We start from the raw sequence: 11,317 nt of genomic DNA, 5'->3' as shown, positions 1-11,317 counted from the left end.
ACTCTGGGTCGAATATGGGAGTCAATACCTGCAGGATGGCCTGCTGGATGAAGCGATCTACCACGGTAGGGATGCCTAGCAATCGTATTCCCCCGTCAGGTTTCGGGATTTCGACCCTGCGGACAGGAGACGGCTTGTAGGTTCCCTTCTCGATTTGCGACCGGATGGTCGCCCAGTGCTGACGAAGGTAGTCGCGCAGTTGTTCGGTTGAAACACCGTCGATTCCCGCAGCACCTCTGTTGGCCTCCACTCGTTTGAGAGCGGCCATGAGGTTGTCCCGTGACAGCACTTTCTCCAGCATGCCCCTGACGATACTCCTCTCTTCGCACACATGTTGCTAAGCTTGCCGTACGATGCTCAGCCCTTCTCTGTACCCTCGGGGCTTCACCCCTACTATTCAGAGGAAGTTCCATTTCGGAATTCTGCTTCGACGCACCGTATCGAAAGGGATTAGAACATGTGTTGACTTGATGTTCGGCCCTTCCTCCTTCGAGCGTCCTCTATCGGAGTACTATGGCCTCTGCTGACTTCTGCATGTTCAGCGCCCCCTCGCGGAGACGGTTGCCAACGGTAGTAAGCGTATCATGCAGACCTCCCCGGGTAAGGGCGGTAACTTTCGTCCCATGTACTTGCCCAATTTACTGCTGCACTCCTTGGCTGTATGGGGCTTCACCTTGTTCGGCAGGCTCGCCCGAGTACAACAGCCTCAAATTGGGTTCGTGTACCTCAGGTCAGGACTTTGCCGCCGGCTTCCTTCAGATTCCGCCTCACGGCGGACACCCTTGCCTTAAGCTAACGGTTGGTACAGCCAACCCCCGTTCGGGACTTTCACCCTATAGCTACCGCCCATGCCGGGCGCACCAAAAAAGAAGCAGCTGACTCAACTCAGCTGCTTCTCACATAGAAATTTGTTCCAATGGACTAACCGGGAGTTTTATAAAGACTCTGTTTTACACAATTATCTGGACTCGAACTCCAGAGAGTTACCGAGGGTGAAAATTACTATAAATGATTTTTATCATTTGTATAAGAAAAAAGGCGCTGCATTAGCGCCTTCTTTCTGTTTCCGCACCTCGTTTATTTGTATTCAAATTCGATTGTATTGCTTTCCTGACCGTCAGGGTTGACGATCTTGATCTGAACAATCCCTGGTCCATCTGCCGGTGGTGTTTCAAACTTAATTCGGGTGGTGTTGTAGTAGTAAGGTTGTTGCACTTCCTTACCATCCATATAAACTTTCAACCCATTCAACAGCCCGGTTCCATCGAGATATACGACCGTTTTCCCCGTCACAGGTCCGGAAGCAGGCGAGATTTTTGTGATCGTAGGTGCTGGCGTTGGCGGCGGTGCATCATAGGTGAATGTCGCTGTCGCAGTTTTTCCCGAAGGTAAGGTTACAACAATGGGAACCTCTCCGGAAACTGTGCTTGCCGGTGTTTCGAATTTGAAACGAGTTGTGTTGTAGTAGTAAATGGACACGTTCTTTCCACCAATGGTTACAGTCATGGCTGGGTCAAAATTTTTTCCGTCTACATACACAACTGTTTTTCCGGACATAGGCCCATGATTGGGAGACACGTTTGTAATTTCCATCACAGGCTCTTCGTACGTGTATCCCTGTGGAACTGTGAAGCTCTCTCCGTCTGGATTGATCACTGTCACATCAACTGGCCCGACATAGCCATTAGAAGGCGGTGCCTTTACCCTTACCTTGCTGCTATTGTAATAGTAATCCAACTTCACATTGGTTGAACCAAACGTAACAGTTGTCCCCGCTTTGAAATTCTTACCTTCAATGATAATCATCTCTCCACCCATGGTGAGCCCCTTATTCGGGGTTATTTGGGTGACCTCAACCGGTTCTGGCAACGGTGCAATATAGGTATATGCAGAAGGTGCAATTCCTTCCTTCCCATCCGGGTTTACCAACTTCACATCAACCGGGCCTCCTGCATCACCAGCCGGAGCCACAGCCTTCAGTTTGTTACTTGAATATACTGTATTAACAGTACCTTCTTTATTTCCAAAGTAAACTTTAATACCATTCATAAAATTCGAGCCGTCAATGTAAACAACAGTATTGCCGGCCAAGGGCCCACTGCTAGGAGTTATATTGGTGATAACGGGGGCCGGAATCGGTGGAGGCGCAAGATACGTGTAGGCATTTGGCAAAACAGCTTCAGCACCATCTGGGTTCACTACTTTTACATCCACAATACCGTCAACGGTACTGGGAGGCGCCGTTACTTTAATTCGATTAGCCGAATAGTAATAGCCTACAGAAGTTTCAAGACTCCCAAAGTAAACCTTCGCATTTTTGTCCAAATTTGTTCCATCAATGTATACCACCGTTCCCCCTTCCATCGGACCGCTTGTCGGGGTTATTTGGGTAATCGAAGGCGGTTCAGGAGGAGGAGGTGCAATATACGTATACCCTTGACTCAATACACCTTCCAGTCCACTCGGATTTACAACACGGACATCGACTGCCCCATCTACATCACTAGCCGGAGCTGTTACCTTTACCCGGTTAGGAGAATAATACCTCTCCACAATTGCTTCTTTGCTTCCAAAGAATACCTTTAAACCTTCTTCGAAATTACTGCCATCGATATAAACTACCGTTCCCCCTTCCATTGGACCACTTGTCGGGGTGATACTCGTCACAGCCGGAGCGACCGGCGGAAGAGAAGCCAGATACTCAAATCCTTCAGCTTTTACAGCTTCCTGTCCGTCTGGGTTTACTACTTTTACATTTACTTTTCCTGGCGCTGGAACAGCTGGGGTTTTTACCGTCAGGAAGCTAGATGAATAAAACTGAATATCTACACCTTCATAATCTCCGAAATAAACTTTCACTCCTTTAACAAAGTTTAATCCCTTCACAACCACAGAAGTTCCGCCTGCAATTAAACCGCTAGCCGGGTCGACTACAGTAATTTCCGGTTTCGGCAGTTGGACTGGTGGTAGGTAAGTATACCCTGCTGGAATAGTTACGCTTTCTCCATCCGGATTCAGCACCTTGACATCTACTGGCCCAGCCGTGTCCCCGGCAGGAGCTTGTACTTTTATTCGCTTGTCAGAGTAGTACTGGACAAGCGGTGCTTCTTTCTCTCCAATATACACTTTTACATTTTGGTGTATACGGGTTCCGTCAATATAAACAGCTCCCCCGCCTTCCAGTGGCCCCTCAGTTGGGGTGATATTTGTTACTGTTAATTTCTCTACTGGTGGGGCATTGTACGTATACGCCCCCGGAACAGTAACAGTTGTGCCATCAGGGTTTGTTACCGTTAGATCTACTGGACCAGGCTGCACTCCTTCAGGGGCAATCACGCGAAAATAGGAAGGAGAAGCATAATTGTACATCTGTGCAATTTTTTCTCCAAACTTTATCGTCGCGTCTTTCATTACATAGTTTCCTTTAATCAGGACGATGGTCCCCCCGGCCAGTGGCCCGTTGTTCGGCTCAACCGATGTAATCTCGGGATCAGCTTTATATTGATATGTCCCCGTTCCTTGTTGGCCATCCGGGTTCGTCACTTTAACCGTAACAGTGCCTTGCGTGCCAGCAGGTGTAACTGCTGTTAATTCATTTTTGCTGATATATTGTACGTTTGTGGCTTTATATAATCCAAAGTATACTGTTGCCCCTGGTCTAAACTTGTCTCCCCGAATCGTAACTGTTTCTCCCCCGTTAGGGTGACCATAATCTTTCTCGATCGAAGTAACAATCGGCGCAGGATATTTGACAGTGAGGTTTACACTGGGAATCCCTTTTGATCTATTAGCGCCTGCATAATCTTTATACGTAATCACTGATTGAGGTTTTGATATCGGGAAAATTCCTGTCTTTTCAGGATCTTTGGGTTTGATTTTGTAGACAAAAGAAAGCGTGTCGTTCTTCAGTTCAGCAAACTTCCAAGTTAATGTATTTCCAATTACTTCAGGCTTCGGAATATTATTGTCATAAGAGCCTGGTACAATTTCAAATTCCGGCGACACAACATCGGTAACAGTTACGTCATATGCCGAAGCCATTCCAATCTCTTTTACGATTGCTGCATAGATTTCTTGCAATCCTTGGGATCCCAGCACAAAATGGTGATGATGTGCTGTTGTAGCCATTTCTTTGAGAAGAAGGTTAGGTCCACTTGTATCCGGATTGTCCGTAGATTTCAGCAGGGCAATCGTGTAAAAAATTATACCTTGTTCTTTTGCAGCTTGAGCTCGCTCCTTGGCGTACTCATATGCATTTCCTTTCGGTTCTGTTGCATCACCATCTGTTAATATTACAATGACAGGACGTGCTTCCGGACGATGATTAGTCAGTTCAGCAATTGCCTGATCAATAGCATATCCGGTCGCGGTTCCTCCATTTGCCTTGATCGTATCAATGTAGCTCTTTGCTGCAGCAGCATCTGTGGTCAGCGGGAACGTTTTCGTTAAATTTTCAGAGCTAAAATCAACAACCCCGACCCGATGCTTAGAAAAATCCATCAAGTCAATAAAGCCTTTTGCTGCTTCCTTGGCAGCCGTTATTTTGTCTTCGCCGTTGTTATATTCCGGCAACATGCTGCCCGACTTGTCAATAATCAGAATGACGTCGTTCGGCTCCACTACATTCACTGGAGGGGTTCCTTTGACGTTCAAAGTTACTTCCGCTTCTTCCTCCGTCGAAATAGATGTTGGATTCACGCTTTTAGTTACCGTCATATAGTCACTGACGGCAGCCTGTAAGGATGGAAGCGGGACTCCGACAAATGCAAGAAGCAGAGACAATAATAAGAGTAAGCTCCTTCTTATGCTCCCCATGGTCATCCTCCTTTTTTTATATGAAAAACAACAGCTAGTGCCGTTGCTTTTCAGCTAATTTCCAAAATATTCATGCTCAAATGCTAATAACATGCATACTTTATTACTAATATCGGAGGTTATTGAGCATTAGTTTACTCCCTTTTTGCAAAACAAAAGAAGCCTATCGAAATAGGCTCCGAAACCGAGTTACTGTTTTTTGTCAAAAAACGCCCCATATCCAGCAGCGCCTTGGGGAAAATTGTATACATTCGACACAGTCTTTCTTTGTTGGAGTTGCCCCATCTTTTGTTTGATTTCTTGTTGAAGCTTTTCCAATAAGATGAGCTGCTTCTCGTGCAACATATATGCTTCTTCTAAAGATTTTTTTGAACTCTCATCTATCTTATTCCCTTGAACGATTAAAGCGTCTATTTCTCCCATCAAGATTTCCCGCTGATCTATAAGATCCAGGATTTTCTCGAGATCAGGTTCTTCCAACAGCAACTCTTTTTCCAATTGATATGTCAATTGTAACAGTTTAACAGTATGTTTTTGCAACACGTTCATCCTACCCTTGTTGTTTTGCCAAGAGCATTGCTTCTTTCCAAGTGTCACGAAACTGGGTAAATAAGTCTTCCACCTCTTCGATGACCTGTATATCCTTGCGAATATTACCCTCGATCAGCCTGCGGAGCATATATTCATACATACCAAAAAACTGCTTGGAAATAGGATACGAATCGTTTAGTGTTGCCATTAATTCCTTAAGAATATCTTGTACACGCAAACAATAGTGATTGGCAGATTCATAATCCTTTTTCTGTAATCCAATGCGTGCCTGTTTTAGAAACTTGAGTGCACCGTTGTAAAGCATGAGGGTTAATTCAGCCGGTGTTGCAGTTGTTACCTGGTTTGTCTGATAGGTCTGAGCAGCATTTTGTAACACAGGCATCTCCTCCTACTGTTGACCACCTAGCAAATTCACAAACCACGTACTTTGAGATTGATATTTAGCCATGGCTTTCTCCATCTCGGTAAACTTTTTCCAGTACCTATCCTCGATTTGTTTTAGTCTGTCTTCCCAAACTTTTATGCTCTGGTCGATGTTCTTTATGCTTTTTCCAATATAACTGTCGTCAACAGGAAGGGATGTACTTCCCGCTTTTGCACTCAATTCTTCGATTGTGTTGCCTAATACATTATACAACCGCTGGGCCAAGCCAGTTTCGCCATAATTTTTTGATGGGCTATATTGTGAAAACAGTTGAATCACCTTGTCTGCGTTTTCACTGATCGCCCGGCGAAGTTTGGCTTCGTCTATATATAACTTCCCTTTTTCCATATATGCATTCTTCCCAAAGGGTGCACCCGTGATGCCAATCTCACTTAAGGTATCAAAGGCAGGATCGGCACCATCCAATTTTGTCGCCAAAGCGGTACGAAGTGAATTCAGAGCGTTATAAAGGATCGGGTCTCTTGAGAGGATTCCGCTCTTCGCCATTTTCTCAAGTTTTTCAGCTGTTTTTTCGGGGAGCTGCTCTTTCTCTTCATCCAGCAGCGGTTCGTATCCCTTGTACTTTGGCTCCGATATTTTTGCGTCGATTGTTTTAATGAGTTCGTTGTACTTGTCGACAAAATTTTTAATGGTCTCAAATATCGCGTCCTCATCTGCTTTGACAGCGACATTGAGCGGAGTCGTGGAAATTTGCTTTAAATTAAACTCAATCCCGTCATACGTAAACGTATTGCTGGAAAGAGTGTGCGTTACACCGTTAATTTCTACAATAGCGGGAATGCCTGGTTCGCCACTGCTCGAATTTCTTTCAGTTCCCACTGGCCCCATATCCAAACTGCTGCCGTCGCCATCGACGACTTTTACCTTAAATACTCCCTCTGTTTCTGATGTGAAGACAAGCTGGTTGTTAAAATAAGTGGCCTTCACACCAGATGCCGATTTATTTACTTTTTCGATTACCTTGCTTATGGTATCGGTCGCTTCCACTTCGATCTGTTTCGTTCCCGAGTCGGTAATGATTTCAAAAGTGAACGAACTTCCAATTTCCGTATTAGCATCTGGGATGGAAGAGCTCACTGCAAATTTTGCTGAAGCAGGAACGGCCGGTTGTGCCAATTGATTTACTTTGATTGAGTAATTGGACAGCGATGGTGTACCCTTGGCGACTACGGAAACAATCCCATCGTTATCCGAAACAACCTTCTTCTTGTTAAGACTAGACGCAAAGCGCAACGCGTCTAAAGACTTTTGGAATTCATACAAAAGTGCATTGATTTCCCGATAGCTGTCTCGTCTCCACTCTTCCAACTGTTTTTTTCGCTTCAAATTGTTAACAGGTTCTCGCTCCACTTTCATTAAATCTCTAACCAGTTTTTCCGTATCAATGCCGGAGGCTATTCCTCCAAATCGTATCGTATTCACCAATGTAATCCCTCCTTACCGCTTTTCATCCACCAACAGACCGATCATCTCATGAATCTTTGCTACCATGTCCAAGATCTTTTTGGACGGTACTTCACGAATAACTTCATTTGTTTGGTCATCAATAATTTGGACGTAATACTCGTTTAGCTTCTCATGAAATGTAAACTTAAGGTGCGTGTTTCCCGATTGCACGAACTTGTTCAAGTTATCAAGCTCTTTTTGGAGTTGTTCTTTCGACAGTTTCACGTCATGATGCTGGCCGATATGTTTGCTTTCAGCGCTTCCTTGTCCAACAGAAAAATCAAACTTTGCTGTTTCTGGAATTTTCCTAGCCGATATAGCGTTAATATCCATTCCCTTACTCCTTCCCAACGCTATCTTTACTGTAAATATCGGCTAATTTCCAAAAAGAATTGATAGAATTTTGATTCTTAGTGATAAACCATTCTGCACGTCATCTTTAAGAATTCCGAGTCGGGAAATATGGCGAGAGCAGATCTGGCTGTTTGCTGGGCTCCGATACTGTCTTGCAGTTTTCGTTGGATCACGAGTTGATGTTCGTAAACAGCATAGTTATACGGGTTAAGTTCCTGCGCGTCTTCGAGTACCTTCAAAGCAGTGTTTGTTTCATTATTCATATAGAGACATTTCGCAACTTTTACGAGTATTTTCGCCAATTGTTCATTTTGGAGTTCTGTGGCGTTCTGCAGGTATATATCATAAAAATCCAATGCGAAACGGTACTCTTCATTCTGATACAGCAGCTCAGCCACTTCCCCCAATAACCCGTTTTTCTCAATGACGTCTGCGCAATCCAATAATTTCTCCCATTGCTTCATCTTGATATGCTCGTAGATTACTTGTAAAAATACCGGGGTATTAATTTCGTCTTCAGCAGCAGTGCTAACCATTTGCCTATATGTTTGGGGTAATTGGGAATAAATACACTCCTGAAGTTCAGGACTGTCACTATACTGCGCTGCCGCAAGTGCCTTTATCGCACAGTCTTCATCCCCTGTTTGTTTGTAGAGTTGCAAATAGGAGTTGGCCGCGGCCTGGTAGTCTCCCTTTAGGTAAGATAAATGTGCATGTTTGTCCTGTAATTCAACACTGTCAGGCAGTTTTTTCATGTAATACTCCATGAGCTCTGTATTTCTGGCATCTGCTGAAACACTGACCAACATCAATACGTCTTTCCAATTTTCTTCATCATATAATTTGGTTAAAAATTGGATTGTATGTTCCGTTGTTTCATATCTGGTGAATAGATCTATCAAGTTTTTCAAAGCAGCATAGTCGTATTTATTTATTCGTAATGCATTCACAAAACATTCAACACTTGTGGGGACTTCCAGCAGGTAATAGTACAATTGGCCCAGCAAGACATATACCGTTCCAATGCTAAAAAAGGCAATTGTGGGCGAAGAAAGATTTTGCGATACCTTGCCTAACCCTTTCTGGAAAGCGTAAATGGCATCATGGAACCGATGCTGCTGGCGAAATATATCCCCTTGAAAGAAATGGTAGTCGGGTACAGTAGGGCAAGCAAGGATCGCTTCATCAATGGTTTTCAAAATATCACTGGGGCTATATTCCAGTTTAATCATGCAGCGTATGATATTCAGATAGTTCTTTTCGTAAAGGCCTTGAAGTGTTGCATTTTTAAATTGCAAAACCTTCTTGGCATATGTAAGACCTTCCTCGAGTTTGTCTCCCACCAGATAAGCCTCTGATATATAAAATGCCAAATCGCTGCGATTTGGACTCTTTTCCCATTCCTTAAACAACAATTCCAGATTTCGCTCGCTCTTCCTTTTATCCCGAAGTACGTCTGGCGAATATCCTGTATGAATAATGGTTATCTCCGTCGATGCATCGTACGAGATTACCTTTTTTTCCTTACCTACAAGTCTTTCATGGATGGCCCCGACATATTGGATATTTGGGTCATTACGAAAAATCCTGGCTTGGGGGGAAGTTAAAAACATTTTTTTGGACTCTTTGTCATAATGAGAAATTAGTCCAATAATCAGATCTGCGTTTTCTTTATTGGCTTTTTCTATCACGTGTGGAAGCCGCGTAATCGATTCTTCCGAAAAATATTCATCTGCATCTAAAAATACAATCCAATCGCCTGCAGCTTGGGAGATGGCATAATTTTTGGCTGCAGCAAAATCATCTATCCAGGTAAAATGGAACACTTTCGCTCCATATTCTTTGGCAATTTCAACTGTTCGATCCGTAGAACCAGTATCAACCACAACAATTTCAGAGGCGAGTGATATTACGCTGTTCAAGCATTGGGGGAGATTGTTCTCTTCGTTTTTGGTGATCACGCACGCTGAAATCTTCATGGTATCGAATCCCCTTTACTCTGAAAAAAGAGAGCAAGAAGATCTTGCTCTCTTTTTCATGACTTTGATTATCGCAGAAGTTGCAGAACACCTTGCGGCAGTTGGTTGGCTTGTGCCAGCATTGCTTGAGAAGCTTGCGTAAGAATGCTGTTTTTCGTGAATGCCATTTGTTCTTTCGCCATATCCAGGTCACGGATACGGGATTCAGCAGCCTGCAGGTTTTCTGCCGTGATGTTCAGGTTGTTAATGGTGTTTTCCAGACGGTTTTGGTTAGCACCGAGGTAAGAACGCGCAGCACTTACCAGGTTGATATAGTCCTTAATGTTATCAAGTTGGCCGTTAGCATCTGCTTGAGTAGTAAATTGGAAATCGCTACCGATTGTATTACCAAGCGTGCCGATATCGAATTTCGTACCATCAAGCACCAGTGTTTGAGTGCTGTCAATACCGATTTGGAGGGTTACTGTACCGCTGCCATCCAGCAAGGTAATTCCGTTAAATTTGGTGTTTGTAGCAATGTTGGTAATTTCGTTTGCCAGTTCTTGAATTTCTTCGTTGATGCGAGCCAAGTCAGCGCCTGGATCGTACGTACCGTTTGCTGCTTGAGTCGTCAGCTCTTGGATGCGCACCAGCATGTTGTTTACCGTTTGCAGAGCGCCTTCAGCAGTTTGCACCAGAGAGATACCGTCTTGTGCGTTGCGAGCCGCTTGCTCCATACCGCGGATTTGTGCGCGCATACGCTCGGAGATGGAGAGACCAGCAGCGTCGTCAGCAGCGCGGTTGATGCGGTAACCGGAAGACAGCTTTTCTACGTTTTTCGCCAGGTTGCCGGTGTTGATACCCAGTTGGCGATGGGTGTTCATTGCAGACAGGTTGTGGTTGATAATCATCTGTGATTCCTCCTTGATTTTGACGGCCACGTCCTTGTGACCGTTTGGTTGAATCATTCAGGTTCCGACACAATCGCGCGCTTGCGTCGAAACCCTTACACTAGTAATATCGGTAGAGAATCTCACGTACTTTATACCTTTTTCGATCTTTTTTTCGAAAAAAACGGACGATCAGACACCGTCCGTTTTATCCATATGAACTAAGCGTTTCAGCACATCCCAATCAACTTTATGTTGAGAGGCCTGTTCGTTTTCCTCTTTAATCGTGATGTAAATCTCCTTGCGGTATACTCCCACTTCACGAGGGGCTTCAATCCCAATCCGTACGATATCGCCTTCAATACTGACTACCTTGACTTCTATTTCCTCACCAATCATGATCGATTCGTTTTTTTTCCGGGAGAGCACCAGCATGCGTTTCACACACCTCCCGGCGCTGTATGTTTGAGTACCAGCGGATGGCGTATATCGTAATCTTCTTCCAAAATCACCTGTTTTGCCATTCGATTTTCTTTGTTAATGACGATGGGAGCCTTGAGGTTTACGGTAATGCCTTTTTCACTAGGGGTTATGATATTGAAAACCATGACCTGACCCTCATCCGAAAGGCGGAGAAGTTCCCTGCTCTGCTCAGGAAGTCTGAACTGATAATCGGCAAAGAATACAAACGGATTGATAAGCCAAAACCCAACCTTTTCATCCTCTGTTGACTGAAGTAAATAAAAGGGCGTCCCCTCTTCTTCCTGAACCAGTTTAAAAAACTGCAGTTGCAAAAAACCAGGGAGTCCTTCTTCAAAAAATACCTTTCCAATCTCAAACTTACCGCCAGTCATCAT

General features: G+C 44.3%; 9 protein-coding genes and 1 pseudogene. All 10 read right to left on the bottom strand.

Annotation, left to right across the window (positions count from 1 at the left end; genetic code table 11):
• Nucleotides 1-301, bottom strand: a pseudogene (locus ETC00_RS01530) (group II intron reverse transcriptase/maturase); the annotation flags it as partial.
• Nucleotides 302-1,077: 776 nt separating this feature from the next.
• Entirely contained in the window at nt 1,078-4,815 is a 3,738-nt protein-coding gene (locus ETC00_RS01525; protein ID WP_171564187.1) for an IPT/TIG domain-containing protein, read from the bottom strand.
• 189 nt (nt 4,816-5,004) lie between these two features.
• A complete protein-coding gene (locus ETC00_RS01520) occupies nt 5,005-5,358 on the bottom strand; it encodes a hypothetical protein (protein ID WP_171564186.1) in 354 nt (117 codons plus the stop codon).
• Between the two features lie 7 nt (nt 5,359-5,365).
• On the bottom strand, nt 5,366-5,743 hold the full coding sequence (fliS, locus tag ETC00_RS01515) for a flagellar export chaperone FliS (protein WP_171564185.1): 378 nt from the start codon (nt 5,741-5,743) through the stop codon (nt 5,366-5,368).
• Between the two features lie 12 nt (nt 5,744-5,755).
• Nucleotides 5,756-7,234, bottom strand: a complete 1,479-nt coding sequence (gene fliD / locus ETC00_RS01510) for a flagellar filament capping protein FliD (protein ID WP_171564184.1) — start codon at nt 7,232-7,234, stop codon at nt 5,756-5,758.
• 15 nt (nt 7,235-7,249) lie between these two features.
• Nucleotides 7,250-7,591: a flagellar protein FlaG gene (gene flaG / locus ETC00_RS01505; RefSeq protein ID WP_171564183.1), complete on the bottom strand. Its 342-nt coding sequence runs from the start codon at nt 7,589-7,591 to the stop codon at nt 7,250-7,252.
• Nucleotides 7,592-7,668: 77 nt separating this feature from the next.
• A complete protein-coding gene (locus ETC00_RS01500; RefSeq protein WP_171564182.1) occupies nt 7,669-9,591 on the bottom strand; it encodes a tetratricopeptide repeat-containing glycosyltransferase family 2 protein in 1,923 nt (640 codons plus the stop codon).
• Nucleotides 9,592-9,659: 68 nt separating this feature from the next.
• A complete protein-coding gene (locus ETC00_RS01495) occupies nt 9,660-10,481 on the bottom strand; it encodes a flagellin N-terminal helical domain-containing protein (protein ID WP_171564181.1) in 822 nt (273 codons plus the stop codon).
• 171 nt (nt 10,482-10,652) lie between these two features.
• The gene (gene csrA, locus ETC00_RS01490; RefSeq protein ID WP_171564180.1) at nt 10,653-10,895 is read right to left on the bottom strand and encodes a carbon storage regulator CsrA; all 243 of its coding nucleotides are present in this window, start codon (nt 10,893-10,895) and stop codon (nt 10,653-10,655) included.
• A gap of 5 nt (nt 10,896-10,900) precedes the next feature.
• Nucleotides 10,901-11,317, bottom strand: coding sequence for a flagellar assembly protein FliW (locus tag ETC00_RS01485; RefSeq protein ID WP_171564179.1), 417 nt, complete (start codon nt 11,315-11,317; stop codon nt 10,901-10,903).

This window comes from Brevibacillus sp. MCWH, from assembly GCF_013096935.1.
Lineage (GTDB): Bacteria > Bacillota > Bacilli > Brevibacillales > Brevibacillaceae > Brevibacillus > Brevibacillus aydinogluensis.
Note: the sequence above shows the minus strand (reverse complement) of the source record. Positions and strands in the feature narration are given on the sequence as shown.

Excerpts from the sequence above, each read along its gene's own strand:
- ETC00_RS01525 (WP_171564187.1), bottom strand. The coding sequence starts at position 4,815 with ATGGGGAGCATAAGAAGGAGCTTACTCTTATTATTGTCTCTGCTTCTT.
- flaG (WP_171564183.1), bottom strand. The coding sequence starts at position 7,591 with ATGGATATTAACGCTATATCGGCTAGGAAAATTCCAGAAACAGCAAAG.
- ETC00_RS01500 (WP_171564182.1), bottom strand. The coding sequence starts at position 9,591 with ATGAAGATTTCAGCGTGCGTGATCACCAAAAACGAAGAGAACAATCTC.
- ETC00_RS01495 (WP_171564181.1), bottom strand. The coding sequence starts at position 10,481 with ATGATTATCAACCACAACCTGTCTGCAATGAACACCCATCGCCAACTG.
- csrA (WP_171564180.1), bottom strand. The coding sequence starts at position 10,895 with ATGCTGGTGCTCTCCCGGAAAAAAAACGAATCGATCATGATTGGTGAG.
- ETC00_RS01485 (WP_171564179.1), bottom strand. The coding sequence starts at position 11,317 with ATGATGACTGGCGGTAAGTTTGAGATTGGAAAGGTATTTTTTGAAGAA.